The 18763-nt window shown below is 38.9% G+C and carries 19 protein-coding genes; 6 read left to right on the top strand and 13 right to left on the bottom strand.

The features are described from left to right. The first annotated feature begins 401 nt into the window (after window positions 1-401). Both HWV58_RS08565 and aspS read left to right on the top strand, forming a co-directional pair. A complete protein-coding gene (locus tag HWV58_RS08565) occupies window positions 402-806 on the top strand; it encodes a nuclear transport factor 2 family protein (protein WP_175633701.1) in 405 nt (134 codons plus the stop codon). Between the two features lie 146 nt (window positions 807-952). Then, window positions 953-2698, top strand: a complete 1746-nt coding sequence (gene aspS, locus HWV58_RS08560; protein ID WP_175633700.1) for an aspartate--tRNA ligase — start codon at window positions 953-955, stop codon at window positions 2696-2698. A 151-nt stretch (window positions 2699-2849) separates the two neighbouring features. Here the strand turns inward: aspS and HWV58_RS08555 are convergent, their stop codons facing one another. From HWV58_RS08555 to HWV58_RS08520, 8 genes are all read right to left on the bottom strand, one after another. Further along, a complete protein-coding gene (locus HWV58_RS08555) occupies window positions 2850-3287 on the bottom strand; it encodes a hypothetical protein (RefSeq protein ID WP_175633699.1) in 438 nt (145 codons plus the stop codon). Continuing rightward, entirely contained in the window at window positions 3274-3654 is a 381-nt protein-coding gene (locus HWV58_RS08550) for a phage holin family protein (protein WP_175633698.1), read from the bottom strand. The genes HWV58_RS08555 and HWV58_RS08550 overlap by 14 nt, the downstream gene beginning before the upstream one ends. Before the next feature lie 54 nt (window positions 3655-3708). Further along, the gene (locus tag HWV58_RS08545) at window positions 3709-3975 is read right to left on the bottom strand and encodes a YtxH domain-containing protein (RefSeq protein ID WP_039474732.1); all 267 of its coding nucleotides are present in this window, start codon (window positions 3973-3975) and stop codon (window positions 3709-3711) included. Window positions 3976-4049: 74 nt separating this feature from the next. Further along, the gene (locus HWV58_RS08540; RefSeq protein ID WP_175633697.1) at window positions 4050-5099 is read right to left on the bottom strand and encodes an AI-2E family transporter; all 1050 of its coding nucleotides are present in this window, start codon (window positions 5097-5099) and stop codon (window positions 4050-4052) included. Between the two features lie 58 nt (window positions 5100-5157). Then, window positions 5158-5292 (bottom strand): helix-turn-helix domain-containing protein, encoded by a 135-nt coding sequence (locus HWV58_RS08535; RefSeq protein ID WP_262890322.1) that lies wholly within the window; start codon window positions 5290-5292, stop codon window positions 5158-5160. 43 nt (window positions 5293-5335) lie between these two features. Beyond that, on the bottom strand, window positions 5336-5725 hold the full coding sequence (locus HWV58_RS08530) for a response regulator (protein ID WP_317174789.1): 390 nt from the start codon (window positions 5723-5725) through the stop codon (window positions 5336-5338). 185 nt (window positions 5726-5910) lie between these two features. Continuing rightward, on the bottom strand, window positions 5911-6690 hold the full coding sequence (locus HWV58_RS08525; protein ID WP_175633696.1) for an enoyl-CoA hydratase/isomerase family protein: 780 nt from the start codon (window positions 6688-6690) through the stop codon (window positions 5911-5913). Between the two features lie 3 nt (window positions 6691-6693). Continuing rightward, window positions 6694-7113 carry a cobalamin B12-binding domain-containing protein gene (locus tag HWV58_RS08520; protein ID WP_175633695.1) on the bottom strand — a complete coding sequence of 140 codons (420 nt, stop codon included), beginning with the start codon at window positions 7111-7113 and terminating at the stop codon, window positions 6694-6696. Between the two features lie 261 nt (window positions 7114-7374). On the opposite strand from HWV58_RS08520, the gene HWV58_RS08515 reads away from it, so the two are divergent. Continuing rightward, window positions 7375-9030, top strand: a complete 1656-nt coding sequence (locus HWV58_RS08515; RefSeq protein WP_175633694.1) for a glutamine--tRNA ligase/YqeY domain fusion protein — start codon at window positions 7375-7377, stop codon at window positions 9028-9030. A 153-nt stretch (window positions 9031-9183) separates the two neighbouring features. Here the strand turns inward: HWV58_RS08515 and HWV58_RS08510 are convergent, their stop codons facing one another. Further along, on the bottom strand, window positions 9184-9966 hold the full coding sequence (locus HWV58_RS08510) for an N-acetylmuramoyl-L-alanine amidase (protein WP_235972682.1): 783 nt from the start codon (window positions 9964-9966) through the stop codon (window positions 9184-9186). Window positions 9967-10133: 167 nt separating this feature from the next. Between HWV58_RS08510 and HWV58_RS08505 the strand changes: the two genes are divergently transcribed. The 3 genes from HWV58_RS08505 to HWV58_RS08495 all read left to right on the top strand — a co-directional run bounded on the left by HWV58_RS08505 (window position 10134) and on the right by HWV58_RS08495 (window position 15564). Next, window positions 10134-11813 carry a dipeptidyl-peptidase 3 family protein gene (locus tag HWV58_RS08505; RefSeq protein WP_175633692.1) on the top strand — a complete coding sequence of 560 codons (1680 nt, stop codon included), beginning with the start codon at window positions 10134-10136 and terminating at the stop codon, window positions 11811-11813. Between the two features lie 399 nt (window positions 11814-12212). Continuing rightward, window positions 12213-14654, top strand: coding sequence for an outer membrane beta-barrel protein (locus HWV58_RS08500; RefSeq protein WP_175633691.1), 2442 nt, complete (start codon window positions 12213-12215; stop codon window positions 14652-14654). A gap of 163 nt (window positions 14655-14817) precedes the next feature. Further along, entirely contained in the window at window positions 14818-15564 is a 747-nt protein-coding gene (locus tag HWV58_RS08495) for a DNA alkylation repair protein (protein ID WP_175633690.1), read from the top strand. Window position 15565: 1 nt separating this feature from the next. Here the strand turns inward: HWV58_RS08495 and HWV58_RS08490 are convergent, their stop codons facing one another. From HWV58_RS08490 to HWV58_RS08475, 4 genes are all read right to left on the bottom strand, one after another. Further along, on the bottom strand, window positions 15566-16060 hold the full coding sequence (locus tag HWV58_RS08490) for a GNAT family N-acetyltransferase (RefSeq protein ID WP_175633689.1): 495 nt from the start codon (window positions 16058-16060) through the stop codon (window positions 15566-15568). Continuing rightward, on the bottom strand, window positions 16057-16617 hold the full coding sequence (locus HWV58_RS08485) for a thiamine pyrophosphokinase (protein WP_175633688.1): 561 nt from the start codon (window positions 16615-16617) through the stop codon (window positions 16057-16059). Before HWV58_RS08485 ends, HWV58_RS08490 begins: the two co-directional genes overlap by 4 nt. A 63-nt stretch (window positions 16618-16680) precedes the next feature. Next, a complete protein-coding gene (locus HWV58_RS08480; RefSeq protein WP_175633687.1) occupies window positions 16681-17973 on the bottom strand; it encodes a hypothetical protein in 1293 nt (430 codons plus the stop codon). A 59-nt stretch (window positions 17974-18032) separates the two neighbouring features. After that, complete coding sequence (locus HWV58_RS08475; protein ID WP_175633686.1) at window positions 18033-18677, bottom strand: thiamine phosphate synthase; 645 nt, start codon at window positions 18675-18677, stop codon at window positions 18033-18035. Window positions 18678-18763 lie beyond the last annotated feature (86 nt).

The raw sequence follows: 18763 nt of genomic DNA, 5'->3' as shown, positions 1-18763 counted from the left end.
TTGCATCAAGGTATAAAAAAGTTTAGAATAGATTTCAAGATCAGGCTAAATCATTCACTTTTGATGTCACCCTGAACTCGTTTCAGGGACTCTCTACAATTAACGCAAAGAATAAAGAGATGCTGAAATAAATTCTGCATGATGGAATTGAGGAGATGAAAAATCTTCTATAGCTATAACTTATCTCATTAGAAAATGAACGTTTCTGTGCTTTTGGCATTTTCAGTCCCGCTTTTCCTCCAGCCAATTTGAAGGAAATTGGCATCCGTTCAATGGGGTTTATTTAACACAGGCTGGTGCAATAAACTAAACCTTTTAGCCAGAGATGCCGTTTTGTGGAAAAACTGTAGTCCATTCATCATTAATTTGAAAACCCTGTAACAAAGCCTTAACTTCATGCCATGGAAACCGATTTAATCATTTCAGCAATAAACGATATACATCAAACGGCCAATCAGGCTTTAATCAACAAAGATGCAGATGCTTACCTTGCCATCCTCGATCCTGCTTTTGTTTTTACGCCAGCCGGAGGTGTAAGCCTCAATAAAAGAGATTATTCCATCGATTTAAGAAAGTATTTTAAAGGGATCAAACATTTCGATACCAGTTATTACCGCATAAAATCATCCTTCGAAGAAGGTGTTTTTACCGAAAAAATTGCCCGGAAATCTGTTGTGATCAGACCTAACCTGTTGCTTTTCTCTAAAAAACAAACCATCCAAACCGAAGAAATGGTGCATTGGAAAAACGTTAGCGGCGAGTGGAAAATAATTGCTGTAGAAATTGTACTCGAAGAGAAATACTAACTTAAAAGTTGATCGTTATTTCATTGTGCGGCTGGTGTCTTTGTGGTTAAAAACAACAAATCTGCCACCACAAAATTTCCTTAAACCTTGTACTCGAAACTTTAAAACAAAATCGGTATTTTTGCCGCTCAATTTAGATTAAACATATGTTAAGAACAGTAACTTGTGGTGCATTAAACCTGAATAACTTAGGTGAAAATGTAGCCTTATGTGGTTGGGTACAGAAATCAAGAGATTTAGGCGGTATGACTTTTATCGACATCCGCGATCGTTATGGCATTACCCAATTGGTTTTTAACATGGACGATAATCGCGAGCTTTGCGAAAAAGCACGTAGCCTTGGCCGCGAGTTTGTAATTAAAGCCATCGGTACCGTTGTAGAGCGGAGCAATAAAAACCCAAAAATGCCTACCGGCGATGTGGAGATTAAAATTACTGCATTGGAGATTTTAAATGCAGCTAAGTTACCTCCTTTCTTAATTGATGATGAAACCGATGGCGGTGATGAGTTACGCATGAAATACCGTTACCTGGATTTACGCCGTAACCCGGTGCGTAATAACCTGGTTTTGCGTCATAAAATGGCACAATCAGTTCGTCGTTATTTAGATGCTTTAGATTTTATCGAAGTTGAAACCCCGGTTTTGATTAAATCGACACCAGAAGGCGCAAGAGATTTCGTAGTACCTAGCCGTATGAACGAAGGTGAGTTTTATGCTTTACCTCAATCGCCGCAAACTTTTAAGCAGTTGCTGATGGTTTCTGGTTTCGACCGTTATTTCCAGATTGTAAAATGTTTCAGAGATGAAGATTTACGGGCAGATCGTCAGCCTGAGTTTACCCAGATTGACTGCGAAATGTCGTTCATCGAACAAGAAGATATATTAAATACTTTCGAAGGCTTAATCCGTACTTTGTTTAAAGAGGTGCGTAATTACGATTTACCGGAAGTGCCACGTATGCAATATGCAGATGCTATGCGTTTATACGGATCGGATAAACCCGATACCCGTTTTGCTATGCAGTTTGTAGAATTAAATGATCTGGTAAAAGGTAAGGGATTCCCTGTTTTTGATAACGCCGAACTGGTAGTGGGTATCAATGCCAAAGGCGCTGCAAGCTATACGCGCAAGCAGTTAGATGAACTGACAGATTTTATTAAACGTCCGCAGATAGGCGCTACAGGTTTGATTTATGCCCGCCATAACGACGATGGAACCATCAAATCGTCGGTTGATAAATTCTTTAATGAAGAAGATCTTAAACAATGGAGCGGAGCTTTTGAAACTGAAAAAGGCGATTTATTGTTAATTTTAGCAGGTTCGACCGATAAAGTACGCAAGCAATTAAACGAGCTTCGTTTAGAAATGGGTAACCGTTTAGGTTTGCGCGATAAAAATACATTTTCTGCCCTTTGGGTATTGGATTTCCCGCTTTTAGAATGGGATGAAGAAACTGAACGTTACCATGCAATGCACCACCCGTTCACTTCTCCAAAACCAGAGGATATTGCTTTGTTGGATACTGATCCTAAAAATGTACGTGCCAATGCTTACGATATGGTAATTAACGGTACCGAAGTTGGCGGTGGTTCTATCCGGATCCACGACCGCGAATTGCAGGCTTTAATGTTTAAACATTTAGGTTTTAGTGCAGAAGAAGCACAAAAGCAATTTGGTTTCTTAATGGATGCTTTCGAATTTGGTGCACCTCCGCATGGTGGTATTGCTTTCGGATTTGACCGTTTAACTTCAATTTTTGCTGGTTTAGATTCAATCCGCGATGTAATCGCTTTCCCTAAAAATAATTCGGGCCGCGATGTGATGATTGACAGCCCAAGTACAATTGATGATAAACAATTGAAAGAACTTAAGATTAAAACAGATTTATAGTTCATTGGCCACTGGTTCATTAGTTGATGGCCATTAGGACAAGGGATATTAAATATAAAGAAGCCTCAGGATTTAAAATTCTGAGGCTTTTGCTTTGAAATGATATCTGCAATTTGCTAACTAATAAACAAATGGCAAATGAACCACTAAACTAATAAGTTTCGCTATCTGGCGGGATGCCATAATCGACAAACTTCTTTTCCTTTTTTTCTTTATTTTTGCTGAACCAACCTTTTACTGAATTAAAAATGGCAGAAAGGTGTTCGGCATCAAGCGATTTTCCAAGTTTTCCGGAAACCAATCCAACAGCTGCTTTAGTTAAAAAACCTGCACCTCTGAAAATGGTTTTATTCATAATCATGGGCAGAAGCAAAGACATGGCTGTACTACTGATGTTCAGCTTTTCGTCGGCTTTGAACAAATTGCTTGGGGTAGCATATTTTTTAATCAGCGCACCTAAAGTAAACTGATGAAAGTATGCTTTTGCATCTGTTTTAAGCATATTTTGCTTCAGGGTATATTCTACTTTCAACTCAAGCTTTTTAGCCTGCAGATCTTCGAGGTTTCTGATTGTTTTATAGCTTCTCATCGCCATCCTCCTTATCTGCTAGTTTATCAAAATACTTTCTGATAGCAATGTTGATGATTGCTTTTTCTATGTATTTATCTTTTGTGAAATATACAATTACAGCAATTAAAATGTAAAGCAACGATACACAGCCAAAACCGCCTGCATAACTGTTTAAAACTTCGCCCAGGTAAAGCCCAAGTGTAACAGAACCGAACAAAAAGGCCAATACAAAGCAAACGATAACGGTTGCACTCGTTACCAGATCTGCAAAAACCTTGGATATTTTTTCTAGAAGATAAAGCCTGGTGTACTCTACCCTGGCTTCTAAAAAGCCTTTGGCATCATCTACCAGATCTTCAATGCTTTTGTCTTTATTTTCCTGCATAATTCAGATGAGATTTAACTGGGGCTCATGCCCGGTTATGCCTGTTATTATTCTTTAAGCGTGTTCTACGTCGTCGCTATATTCTTCTTCTACGCTTCTTAATTTGGTTTTGATCGAGCTTACCACTTTATCTTTCAGGCTCGCCAGGTTGTTAATTTCATCTGCAGCCTTATCTTTAATAGAATCGCCTAAGTCTTTTAACGATTGGCTTAATTTGTCGCGCGTTTCTTCACCTTTATCTGGTGCGAATAAAATTCCTAGCGCTGCACCTGCAGCTAATCCTGCTAAAAGCGCAACTACAACTTTTGAGTTATCATTCATAATTAATCTATTTTAAGGGTTTAACAATTAAGTACAATATAAAACTACTACATTATTTTATTGTTAAGCTATATTTATAACTCCATATGCTCATTATTTGTTTTAATTCTTTCCAATCTCTCTGATGCGAGCGTACTGGTTTCGTAAATTTTAACAAGCAATATAAAATACGAAAGTAGCAAAGGGCCGAAAACCAGACCCAATATACCAAATAAAGGAATACCAATAATTACGCCAATTACTGTAATTATGGGGTGAATATTGCCAACTTTTTTTGCAATGATAAACCGTAGTACATTATCGATGTTAATGATCACCACAAAACCAAAAACAAGCATGGCCCAGCCTGCAAAATTATTCCCGTTTGCAATTTGTAATATAGCTGCCGGTACAAAAATTACCGGAGGTCCCAAAACCGGTACAAACGATATAAATGTGGTTATTATGCCCCAAAACAACGGATCTTTATATCCTAAAATTAAAAAAGAGAGACTAACTAATGAACCCTGAACCAGGCAGATTAAACCTTGACCCAATACATTGGCATAGGTCGTATTTCTCATTTCATCACCAAAACGAAGTGCATTTTGCTCTCTGAATGGTGCATATTTAATTAACGAAAACTCGAATTTCTTCCGTTCAATTAACATAAAGTAGAGTAAAAAGTACATTACCAGCAAGCTTAAAATAATATTTACTGCACTTGATATCAATGAGGGAAACAATTGAGTTGCCCAGTTACCCAGTCTGTTCAATCCTTCCTGGATTAAATCCTGGTTAATTTTTACCGGACTAAGGTGTTGTAATTTAACCAGCAGGTTTTTGAAAAAAATTTCATTGTTTCTTAATTCTGAAATTTTGCTGATTACCATACTACTTAAAGCATAAAATGGCAGTACAATTAGTATGATACTAATGGCAATCAAAAAAATAGCAATCAGCCTTTTGTTCCAGCCTTTACGTTCTGCAAGATAGATGTAGGCGGGGCGCATGATGGTATAAAGCACCAGGGTACTTAAAATAGCACTGAAAATACTTTGTAACGAGTAGGCAATTAATATTCCAAGGGCAATAATAATAACAAGGTTAATGTTGTTACGCTGCTTATAAGAGAATACTGACATAATTTAAATGCTTGGTATGTATTAAATGATAAACAGGCAGTTTTTGTTTTGCCTAATTTCAATTTAATTCATCAAGATTTAAGCGCAATATTTTATTGTAAAGTGTTTTCCTATCGATATTAAGAATCTTTGCTGCTTTGGTTTTATTGAAATTAACTTGTTTTAAAACGGTAATAATGGCAGCTAATTCTATATCTAACCTTGCGTTTCGCAGATTTGGCTTTTAACTGACAGTTTTAGCCTTTAAACGCGGTTTCCGTATATTTTGAAGGTACTAAAGCTTTTAGCTCCTCGGGTAGTACATCCAGTGTGATCAAATTTCCATTGGCAAGCAGGGGTTTCGATATATAATCGTAAGCGCCCAGCTTAATCAATTCTATAGCAAGCCTGATATCAGAATAGCCAGTAATAATGATTACATTGGTAGCCGGGTAATTTTCCTTTGTTTTGACCAGAATGTCTCTCCCATCAATATCTTCGAGGCGGTAATCGCACAATACCGGATCGAAAGTCTGTTCGCTTAAAACAGATAAAGCCAGGGTGCCAGTTCCAGTAATTGAGACTTCAAACCCATTTTTGGTTAAAAATTTGGAAAGTAATAGCCCTATATTTACCTCGTCATCAATTATTATATTTTCTTTTTAATTAATAGCACCTTTCTTATGCTAAAAAGAACATCAAATAATTAGGTTTTATTAACCGATGAGTTCGGATTAGCAATTTAGATGGGGTATAATTACTTAAAAAAACTAAATTGGAAAGTGTTTTGCAACATTTTGTTATGTTGAGATCGAATTAATACTACGGCGCATTATTTGCCACAAAAAATGGCTTTTCTTTTTTCTACAAATGCAGCTACGCCTTCTTTAAAATCGGCTGTTTCAAAACATTTTCCGAATGCTTCGATTTCCGTAGCATAACCATTGTTGTTATTTACAGCAGCAATTACCGATTTCAGTGCTGCAGAAACTGCCAGTGGTGCACGCTGCTTAACTGCATTGAAAATTTCTACGGCTTTAGCGATTAGCTCACTTTGCGGTACCACATAATTTACCAATCCAAACTGCAATGCATCGGCAGCTGTAACCATGTTGGCGGTAATAATCATTTCTATGGCTTTACCCTTTCCAACCAATTGCGTTAGGCGCTGTGTGCCGCCGTAACCTGGTATTAGCCCTAAGGTAACTTCTGGTAGCCCCAGTTTTGCATTTTCGGAAGCTATACGTATGTGGCATGCCATGGCCAGTTCTAATCCCCCACCCAGTGCAAAACCATTAATTGCGGCGATAAAAGGTTTAGTAGAATTTTCTATTGCATTAAAAACTGAATCTTGTCCGAGCTTTGCCAGTGCTTCACCCTGTTTGCCATTATAATCAGAAAACTCTTTGATGTCGGCCCCAGCAACAAATGCCTTTTCGCCGGCACCGGTAATAATTACTCCCCTAACTTCAGTTGTTCGATCTGCAAAAGCAACTACATCCGCCAGCTCAGCTAAAGTATCTTTGTTTAAAGCATTTAGTGCTTTTTCGCGGTTAATGGTAATGTATAAAATCTGGTCTTTTATTTCTGATATTAAATTCTGGTATGCCATAGCTTAAAAATTTCTGTTTTCTGTAACCCAATTCTGTATATATGCCACAATGCTGGCCATTGTTGTACCTGGCGGAAATAGCGAGCCCACTCCCATATCAGCCAGTTTTGCCCTGTCGCCTTCCGGAATAATGCCTCCACCTGTTAACAGCACATCGTCTAACTGTTTTTCTTTCATCAACTGAATAATTTTAGGAAAAACTGTCATATGGGCACCCGATAAGATAGAAATGCCTATGGCATCAACATCTTCCTGCAAAGCAGTATTGACCACCATTTCGGGTGTTTGGCGAAGGCCTGTATAAATCACTTCCATTCCTGCATCCCTTAAAGAGGTTGCAATCACTTTTGCGCCTCTGTCGTGGCCATCTAACCCAACTTTAGCCACCAAAACGCGAATTGGCCGGTTTAATACTTTGCTCATAATGAATATTAAGTTATTGTAAATGTATTGAATTATTAAGCAATTGTGCAATAAGCCGCTTGCAGAAAAATGTTTATTGCCTGCAGTTATCGCAATGGTTTCCAGTTGCAGGCGGGGTTGAAATAATTCACAGTTTAGCTTTTATTCTGTTAGTAACAGGTTTATGCGCCATTAACTAACAACTGTGGGCTAATAAACCTTTAATCATTGTATAAATCCGCTCAATCTTTTTACATTTGCATTCCTAATTTACAGGTTTTTATGAGTGAAGAGAAGTCATTGAACTTTATTGAAGAAATTGTTGAGAACGACTTAAATAGTGGTAAGTATGAAACCTTGGTTACGCGTTTCCCGCCAGAACCAAATGGTTATTTACACATCGGCCACGCGAAAGCAATATGCTTAAATTTCGGACTAACACAAAAATATGGCGGGTATACCAACCTGCGTTTTGATGATACCAATCCGGTTACGGAGAAAACAGAATACGTAAACAGCCAGCAGGAAGATATTAAGTGGCTGGGTTTTAACTGGAAAAACGAATTATATGCATCAGATTATTTTGATGAATTATACGGTTTTGCTGTTAAGCTGATTGAAAAAGGCTTAGCTTACGTTGATGAAAGTTCGGCTGATGAAATTGCAGCCCTGAAAGGTACACCAACTGAACCCGGACAAGATAGCCCATACCGCAACCGCAGTGTTGAAGAAAATCTGGCCATTTTTACGAAAATGAAAAATGGTGAGTTTGCTGATGGTGCCTACATTTTGCGGGCAAAAATTGATATGGCTAGCCCAAACATGTTAATGCGCGATCCGATTATTTATCGCATTAAACATGCCGAGCACCACCGTACCGGTAACAAATGGTGCATTTACCCCATGTACGATTTTGCACATGGCCAAAGCGATAGTATAGAAAATATTACGCACTCTATTTGTACTTTGGAGTACGTTTCGCATCGCGAACTGTACGATTGGTTGATCGAAAAGTTAGAGATTTTCCCTTCTAAACAGTATGAGTTTGCACGTTTAAACCTTACCTCAACAGTAATGAGTAAGCGTAAACTTTTGCAACTGGTTAACGAAAATTTGGTTAACGGTTGGGACGATCCGCGCATGCCAACCATTTCGGGTTTGCGCAGAAGAGGTTTTACGCCAAAGAGTGTTCGCGAGTTTTGCGAACGTATTGGTATTGCCAAACGCGAAAATTTAATTGAGCTGAGTTTGCTCGAATTCTGTATCCGCGAAGACTTGAACAAGAGTGCTAACCGAGTAATGGCGGTTTTAGATCCGATTAAACTGGTTATTACCAATTATGATAAAGATTCGGAAGATTTAATTGGCGAAAACAATCCGGAAGCAGAAGATGGCGGAGGTACCCGTGTAATTCCGTTCAGCAAGGAACTTTGGATAGAGCGCGAAGATTTTATGGAAGTACCGGCTAAAAAATGGTTCCGTTTGGCACCAGGGGCAATGGTGCGTTTAAAATTCGCTTACATCGTTAAATGCGAGGATTTTGTGAAAGATGAAAACGGTAATGTTACCGAAATTCGTTGTACTTATATTCCTGAATCGAAGAGCGGAAATGATACCAGCGGAATAAATGTTAAAGGAACCATACACTGGGTAAGCGCACAACATGCTAAAACTGCCGAGATCCGTTTGTACGATCGTTTATTTACTTCGGAAACACCTGATGCAGAAGAAGGCGACTTTAAAGATTATTTAAACCCAGAAAGCTTAACAGTATTGCCAAACGCCTACATTGAACCAGCTTTGGCCGATGCTAATTTAGAAAGCCGTTATCAATTTATCCGTAAAGGTTATTTCTGTCTGGATAAAGATTCGACAGCCGATAAACTGGTATTTAACCGTACAGTTACATTAAAAGATACGTTTAAGAAGCCGAATTAGTTTTAGCTATTTTAACCACACATAAGCACAGATGAACACGGATTAGCGTGGTTTGTCTGTGCTTTTTTTTTAATAGTGGTTAATTGTTTGAATTGGTTAACTGTGTACGATATGTTCCCCCTTTTACATCTTCCATCATCCGTTTTCCATCATCTAGTATTTCGTGTACACATTGTACAGCACCAAAATGTCTACAGGCGTTAAGGTTGGCGTAATATCAGTTTGAATGAAATGGATTTTGAAAGCGGTAATTGCAGCAGGCAGGTTGCTGGTATCGTAACCGATATATTTCAAGGCCATTTCAGTATTAAAATCGGCAGGTGGATTTTTCAGCACATCATCGTACCAGTAGCCAAAGCCCTTATCGGCCAGTTTTTTCCAGGGGAAATTTTTCGGATCATTTTTACGCTTTGGCGCAATATCGGCATGACCAACAAAATTAGCGGTTGGAATGCTGTAGGTCTTCTTTAAAGTAGCCAGTAGCTTCAGCAAACTATTAATTTGTGCATCGGGCCAGGGGTCGGTTAAACCATTATTATCCAGTTCGATACCAATAGAAGAAGAATTCAGATCAGTATCTTTTCCCCATTTACTTATACCAGCATGGTTGGCACGCAAATAATCGTTTACCATGTGTACCACTTTGCCATCGCGGCTAACTACATAATGTGCACTGGTGCCAGCTTTGGTTGAAAAAAATGTTTTAACTGTTTGTGCCAGACTGTCCTGAGCGGTATGGTGTATTACAACAAAATTGGGTTTACGTATCCCAAAATTTACAGAACCAATCCACTGCTGGTTTGTTGCATTTAATGAATCGTAAAGTTGCCCAGTTGGTGGTACAGTGCCAATAATTTCTGCAAAACCCTTTGCCTTATCCTTGTAGATTTTTTCGGTTGCCGCGTACTTGCTGGTAGTACATGAGCTTAAAACCATTGTTAGCGAAAAAGCAGTTATAATAGAGGTTTTGTATAAATTAGAAAACAGCATGGGCATGTTGATTAAAAGAATGAAGTTACAAAGTTAGGCTAAACTTCGCCCAATGCATCAAACTTTATACAAAGCTTTCAAAAATTACTAATTTAGCGCCGATATACTTTAATATGAAGAATTTATACAAATCGACAATACTTCTGCCTGCTTTGGCTGTTTCTGTAGCTATGCTATCTGCCTGTGGCGGCGGTTCTAAACCTACTGATGATAAAAACGGTGGTGTGCAAAAAGACAGCCTGATCAGTTATGTTGCAGATCGTTTGCCTATCTACGAAAAGGTAAAACTCACTACCAATATTAACCAGTTAAGTGTTAACGATCGTAAAATATTGCCACTCCTTATTCAGGCGGCAGAAATTATGGACGAGTTGTACTGGAAACAGGTATATCCGCAACGTGATAGCCTTTTAGCCACCATAAAAGATGAAAAAACACGCGATTTTGTAAACATTAATTACGGTCCGTGGGACAGGCTGAACAATGATAAGCCTTTTGTGCAGGGAGTTGGAGCGAAACCTGAAGGTGCAACATTCTACCCTTATGGCATGACCAAAGATGCGGTAGAAAAATCTGACCTGGCCGATAAGTTTGGAGCTTATTCTGTTATCAGGAAAGATAGTACCGGTAAATTATCAACTGTACCTTACCACATTTTATTTGCTGCTGAATTGCAGAAAGCAAGTTCGTTGTTAAAACAGGCTGCTTTAATAGCAGAAGATGCCGGCCTGAAAAAATATCTAAATCTAAGGGCTGATGCTTTGGTAACAGATAATTTTACAGCTAGTGATTACGCTTGGCTGGATATGAAAACCAATGGTTTGGACATCATCATCGGTCCGATTGAAAATTACGAAGATAAACTTTTCAATGCCCGCACCAGTTACGAGGCTTATGTTTTAATTAAGGATAAAGAGTGGAGCAAGCGTTTGGCCAAGTATGTTAAAATGCTGCCCGAACTGCAGAAAAACTTACCGGTTGAAGCAAAATACAAAGCCGAAACACCAGGAACGGATTCGGAGTTGAACGCGTATGATGTTGTATATTATGCAGGCGATTGCAATGCCGGATCGAAAACAATTGCTGTTAACTTACCTAACGACGAAAAAATACAGCAGGAAAAAGGCACCCGCCGCTCACAGCTGAAAAATGCAATGCAGGCTAAATTCGATAAAATATTAGTTCCTATTTCGAAAGAACTGATCGATGCCGAGCAGCAAAAATACATTAAGTTCGATGCCTTTTTTGCCAACGTAATGTTCCATGAAGTGGCCCATGGCTTAGGCATTAAAAAAACAATTACCGGTAAAGGTTTTGTTCGCGCCGCTTTAAAAGAGCAATACAGCTGGCTGGAAGAGGGTAAGGCTGATATTTTAGGTTTATACATGGTAACTGGTCTGCTTAAAAAAGGAGAATTACAGGGCGATATAAAAGATTATTACACCACTTTTATGGCTGGTATTTTGCGTTCGGTACGCTTTGGCGTTTCGGAAGCACATGGTAAAGCCAATATGCAATGCTTTAATTACTTTCAGGAAAAAGGCGCTTTTGAGCGTACGGCTAAAGGAACTTACAAAGTAAATTTCGACAAATTTGCATCTGCTATGAATGAATTAAGTGCATTCATCATTACGCTTCAGGGCAATGGCGATAAAGTTGCAGTAGAAAAGGCACAAAAAGAAAAAGCCATTATCCATCCGGAATTACAAACAGACCTGGATCGTTTAACCAAAAAGAATATCCCGGTTGATGTTATTTTTGAGCAAGGTGTTGATGTGCTTGGAGTAAAATAATATTTCTCATTAAGAGATCAAAAGGCCACAGAACAGCAGGTGCAAACTTGTTGATCTGTGGCTTTTTTTGTTTCATTTGTTCACTGATCACTTGTTCATTGGTCATTAGTTCATTTGGTAATTGCAAATTGGTTATTGGTCATTTGTAGTTGGATTAATTGTTTAAACTGGTTAATCGGTTAATTGTAGCCATCTTATCGTTACTACACTCCAAAACTTCGGTCTTTTTTAGATTTCCTGTAACCTTTTAAAAAAACGGTCGTCTTATCTATAACAAAATCATGGAAACCTTTCGTTTCCGAACTAAACTTTAAAATGATTTGCAATAAATGGAAAATGCCTGTACGGGCGTTATGGAAATTTTTTTGCCCGATTTTTTTAAATATTTAAACCAGACCAATGAAAAATTTATACAAAATATCATTCATCCTTAGTTTCTTTTTTACCACTACACAGCTTTTTGCCCAAACAACAGCTAAGCCCAATATTAGCGGGGTAATTTTGGATGAAAACAATAAACCGGCAGATTATGTTACCGTAGTGCTCTTCAAAGCAGCAGATTCGAGTATCGTTAAAACAGCCTTTACCGACCCTAACGGTACCTTTGGTTTTATCGTTCCAGGCAAAGGAAGCTACTTTTACAAAGCCAGTAACATGGGCTATAAAACCTTTAAAAGCAAAACCATTACCGTAGCCGAAGACAATCAGAAAATTGATTTCGGAACAGCCCAACTAGTTGCTACTGCACAGAATTTAAAGGAGGTGAACATTGCCGCTACAAAGCCATTGATTGAAAGAAAGATGGATAAAATTGTGATGAATGTTGCTAACAGTTCTATCATGACTGGCTCTTCGGCGTTAGAGGTTTTACAGAAAGCACCGGGAGTAACGGTTGATCAGAATGACAAAATTTCGATGATGGGTAAACAAGGTGTGCTGATTCAGCTTGATGGAAAACAAACTTACATGAGCAGCGCCGATGTAGCTAATTTGCTCCGTAATATGCAGAGTTCTGACATTGAAAGCATCGAACTGATTACCAACCCATCTTCTAAATATGATGCATCGGGTAATTCAGGAATTATTAACATTAAAACCAAAAAGAATAAAAACGGCGGCACGAATGGTAGTGTAAATGGTTCGTTGGGTTACGGTAAAAACCTGAGGGCAAATGCAGGTATAAACCTGAACCACCGCACGCAAAAACTGAATCTTTTTGGCAACTACAACTATGGTAAGTTTGAACGCGATAACCTGATCGCTATTGATCGTATTTCGAACGGAACACCCGATACTTACTTTATGCAGGTTGGCGAGAGTAACAGAAAACAATACAACAATAACTTTAAGGCAGGCTTAGATTATTTTATCGATAAGAAAAACACCATTGGTGTACTGGTAAACGGTTATTTTAACCATGGTACCGAAGCTGCAGGGAACAATACTTTAATCGGTCCGTCTTTTCAAAAAGTAGATTCTACATTAATTTCGAACAGCCTGCAAACCAACAAATACAACAACATTTCATATAATTTAAACTATAAATCTGTTTTAGATACAGCAGGTTCAGAAATTTCGGCTGATATAGATTATTCGAAATACAATGGAAACGATGGTTCTGATTATGCAAACGATTATTTGTTCGCCAATGGTAACCGTATTCGTCCCATCAGTTACATCAGGAACAGTACCCCTTCTATTATAGATATTAAAGCCTTTAAGATAGATTACAATGTATCGTTAAGCAAAACTGTTAAACTGGAGGCAGGTGTTAAAAGCAGTTGGGTTAAAACCGATAACGATTTGCAGGCTGAAGAATTTGTAAATAACAACTGGCAAAACGATGTACGTCGTAGTAACCAGTTCGTTTACGACGAGAATGTTAATGCCGCTTACACCAATATTAACAAACAGTTTAAAAATACCAGTGTACAGCTTGGTTTAAGGATGGAGCAAACCAACTCGAAAGGAAACTTAATTACGACCAATACTGTGGTAAAACGGAGCTATTGGGATTTTTTTCCAACCCTGTTTGTGCAACAAAACCTTTCTAAGAACAATCAGCTGGGCTTTTCTTACAGCCGGAGGATTGATCGCCCAAGTTACGATGCTTTAAATCCGTTTATTTATTATCTCGATCAATATACTTACAGCAAAGGAAATCCTTTCTTAAATCCGCAGTACACCCATAATTTTGAGCTGAGCTATACACTATTGCAGAAATACATCTTATCTATCGGCTATAGCAGGGTAAATGATGTAATTGCCGAAGTGATTTTACCTGATGCGGCTAATAAAGCACTTTACCAAACAAATGCCAACATTGCTACCAATATCAGTTACAATGCCAACTTAAATGTGCCTGTTCAAATTACCAAATGGTGGCAAACCAATAACAATTTAAATGTTTTCTATCTGAGCTTTGAGGCTCCGGATTTAGCGGGAAGCGCGCTGAAAACCGGAAAAACATCTTTCCAGTTTAAATCGCAGCAAACCTTTACCATCGTAAATGGCTTTACGGCCGAGTTAAACGGTAATTACGAATCGCCACTTGATTATGGTACGCTTAGCTTAAAGGCGCGCTATTCTATTGATGCAGGTTTGAGCAAAACGTTGTTTAAGAAAAAAGCAAGTTTAAAACTGGCGCTGTCTGATATCTTCAATATGTCGGAGAATAATTTATCAAGCGCATATCCTGGCTTAACTTATACTGTACATCAAAAAAATGAAACCCGTGTTGGACGGATCAGTTTTACTTATCGCTTTGGTAAAAACGAAATCAAGCCTGCACGCCGCCGCGCTACAGGTACTGAGGCAGAGCAGGGAAGGATGAAAAATTAAATGAAGCCAGGGGATTAGATCTTTCAGTACTGTTTGTCATGTTGAGCCTGTCGAAAGTCTTTTAGGAGCTAACGAGTCCTTCGACGGGCTCAAGGATGACATTGATATATGAAGTGCTTGGCCTTGCTGTTTTTTGTATATTTAAGCAGAAAACCTGCAGATAATGGCTTTAGTAAAAATTCCAAAGCAAACAATTAATTTAACCGCTGCTGCTTTTATCGAGCAACTTAGTGCTTTCCAATCAAATGCTGAGCTGGAAAAAATTTACCGTTATTTTAAAACCGAAGCGGGCGATTATGGTGCAGGAGATGAGTTTATGGGTGTGAGGATGGGGCAGGTTTTCGAAATGGCCAAAGCATTTATAGCCATGCCGGTTACAGAGATCGAAAGGCTGCTGGAAAGCCCAGTTCACGAACACCGGGCTGGCGCTGTAAGCATCATGGATTTTCAGGCCAGAGATAAAAAAACAAGTGAGGGTACTAAGAAAGCGCTTTTTGAGCTTTACATTAACCGGCACGACCGCATCAACAGTTGGGATCTGGTTGACCGTTCAGCCTGTTTTGTTGTAGGCAGTTACTTATTCGATAAACCCAGGGATATTTTATATGAGCTTGCCCAGTCAGAAAATATGTGGCACAGGCGCACTGCTATTGTAAGTACATCATTTTTTATCCGCAAAGGCGATTTAACTCCTACTTTTGGTATTGCAGAACTGCTTTTAAACGATACCGAAGATTTAATACACAAAGCTGCAGGTGGTTGGCTCAGGCACACCGGTACGAAAGGCAGGAGCAGGTTAATTTCTTTTTTAGAAATGCATGCCGCAACAATGCCGCGAACCATGCTGCGTTACGCTATTGAACATTTTGATAAAAGCGAACGGGAGTATTACCTGGGTTTGAAAAAATAAGCTAGAATTTATATTCCATTACATAATCATCCATAATATAGCCCTCGCCAATATCGAGTTGTACCGATTCTTTTATGGTAAAGCCACCTTTTAAGTAAAAATCTTTAGCCTTATTGTGTTTGTTAACATTAAGCTGCAATGCTGTTCCGCCGGCATCTTTTACCTGGTTAAAAACTTCATTTATGAGTATTTTACCTACGCCTTTACCATGGGCAGATGGCAGCACATATAATTTATGCAGTTTATAAATGCGTGCTTCGTGGTCGATGACAGAATAGCCTGCAAAACCATATTGTTCTTCATTTGCTTCGGCAATGAGAAAAATATGGCCTTCCATCAGTTGTTTCAGCAGTTCGCCCTGATTGTACATTTTATCCAGCATATAATCAATCTGCGCCTGACCAATAATATCGAGGTACGTAGATGGCCAGGTTGCTGCGGCAATATCCCTAATGATTTCTATATCCTGTTCTTTTGCTTTTCTAAGGGTAATCATATCGGTTCGCTTATAAAAATAGGTTGACCAGAAAAGGTAAATTCAACAAAGCCATCGTTTACTACTTCAAAAATTTCTTCTTCGGTTTGCATCAGGTTGGTTACTTCCAGATAACGGTTACCATGAATTAAAAATTCGCTGCCAGCTGGTTTCCAAACCGAAAAACCCGATTTAATGGGGTAATGCTTGGCACGTTCGGTAAATACCACCAGGTTAATTTTATCTTCAAATCCGGCAAATTTTTCCAGATCGAACTTTTTGGCAATTACATTAACTGCAGGATATTTTTCCTCAAATAAAAAGTTAATGGCCACCATCAAAGCATCAACCGGTCCCTGAATCGTTTTGGTATCTTCCTGAACATCCTGATTGGTGCCGTTTACCAGCACATCTACTTTCAGTCCCAGCGAAATAATCTTTTCATAATTATTGCCGTTAACCAAAAGTGTTGGGCTCCATTCTAAAAGCTGCCCCAAAAACTCTTCGCTAAAATTACCAAGCTCGTCGATATACAAAGCCGGTTCCTGTTTTTCTTTTACAATGTGGTGTGATGACATGTTGCGAATATAAAAAAATCGCACAAAGTATAGTGCAGGAAGAATCAGTTGGGGGTAAAATGATTAGCGATTGTACGGATGTTCGTTCACCCAATGAAAGCCCCGGTTAATTAGCCTGAAATCTTTGAGGTCCTTCTTTTTAAAGCTTACTGTAATGGAATCTTTTCCTTTCAGGCCAGAAAGAATCAGATTGTCTTTCCCGGTAATGCGGTAAGTTAAAGTATATTTAATCGATTCTTTATCTAGTGAGCCCAGTGTGAGTTCCTTCTTTTTAGTATTAAAAACTGTTGAGAAATTATACGTACTGTCGTTCATCGTTTTTACCCTTGCATAACCCGCATAACTAATAACCATTTGTTTCCACCGGATGCTATCTGTTGTTAATGGTGCCAGCGTTTTTCCCTTTAGTGTCATGTTTTCTACATTATAAATGCCGTACAAAAATGGTTTGGGTGCGGCACTGCCATAAATTTTGGTTTGCTGGAGAAAAGAATACAACAGGTAACCAACAGAAGCAGTGATGTATAAATACTTTAAGCTGTAGGCCGAAATATAAAGCCATCGCTTCTTAAAGGTTGGACGGTACATTTTATCGAGCTGCTGGTTTTCATACTTGATAAAAAAGCGATATAGTTTTAAAAAATGTGGGGCTAAAATAAATAGACTCATCACCACCAGCGCCGTAGAGAGCAATTTTACCGGCACATCGAAAAAATAATTCATAGACATTACATGGCCAGTTGCGGCAAGCGATAAAAAAGCACCAACAATTACTGTTCTGCGGAATAAGAGTAAAATGGCCGAAACTTCTACAATTCCCATAAAAATGTTGTAGCCTTTAGAAAAACCAAGAAAAGTCCAGGCCAGGCCCATTGGAGAGGCATCACCAAAGGGTTGAAGCAGTCTGGTTAAAGAAGGATCGGGAAACTGAAGCTTAATTACCTTTATTAAACCATAGAGTACCAGGGTAAAGGCCAGGTAAAACCTTACCAGCACCACGAGCCAATAATGGGCAGCATTGTAGCTTTTGCGTTTGCGGTCTAAAACCGACCATATAATGCAGCCTGCTACCGATACAATAAACATACAAAGCAGCAGTACCCAATCATATGAAGTATCGCCACTCCCATTGGTATAGATGGTGAAATCGTAATTGTAATGTATAATATGTTTAGCAAACCACGGAATAAAGTGGTGCAACACTAACCCGGGTAGCTGCAGAAAACGTGAGAGGAAAGTGAAAGCGCCGTTATTATTCAGGATGATAAAAAGGGGTAGCAGGATAAAGAAGAACCTGAAAGCTATTTTTTTATAAAGATTCCAGGGTGCGTTGGTTTGAAGAGCGTTTTCCGACATAGTAGTTAGGGTTTATCCCAAAACTAAAAAATATCCAACGGGCTTCAAACTATAAAGTGTTAATTAACAGCACTTTCTTTAATCATTGTGTAAAAATCCTGATAAGCAGCTATAAAATCATCGGCAAAGTTAATGGCTCCCGAAACGGCGATGCCATAAATACCGCTTTGCATTAGGGCTTCTACATCGTAAATTTTAATGCCGCCTACCGCTAAAACGGGTAGTTGAATATTTGCCGCCTTAAGTTCTTGCATTGCTTCGTAATATCCGTCGATTCCTAACAGGGGGAAATTGTTGGCTTTGGTTTCGGTTGTAGCAAATGGCCCAAAGCCCACATAATCTGCACCTTGCTTAGCTAAACGGATTAAGTTTTCTATCGTATTTGCCGAACCACCTAAAGTAATATCGTTGCCCACCTTGTTGCGGATAGCTGTGAAATCGGCATCCATATCCTCAATATGAAAACCCTGAATATCGGCTTTGCCATTTAAATGAACATGATCGGTAACGATTAGCGTAGTGCCCCAATCATCGCAGGTTTCGGCAATGGCATTTATATCAGCCAGAAGTGTTTCATCGGTTTTGCTCAAACAACGGTATTGTATCCACTTCGCCCCTGCTTCGCATGCAAACTGCGCCTGCTCTACGTGCGAAAGGTTTGGGATGTCGTGTGTAATGTAGTGGAGCTTTTCGATGTATTTCATATTAAACTATTGTTCTGGATCGGGATTGCAATATAAACAAAATCGCCATTGCCTAAGGAGATGTTGTTCCTTAAGCAATGGCGATC

This window comes from Pedobacter ghigonis (genome assembly GCF_903166585.1).
GTDB lineage: Bacteria > Bacteroidota > Bacteroidia > Sphingobacteriales > Sphingobacteriaceae > Pedobacter > Pedobacter ghigonis.
Note: the sequence above shows the minus strand (reverse complement) of the source record. Positions and strands in the feature narration are given on the sequence as shown.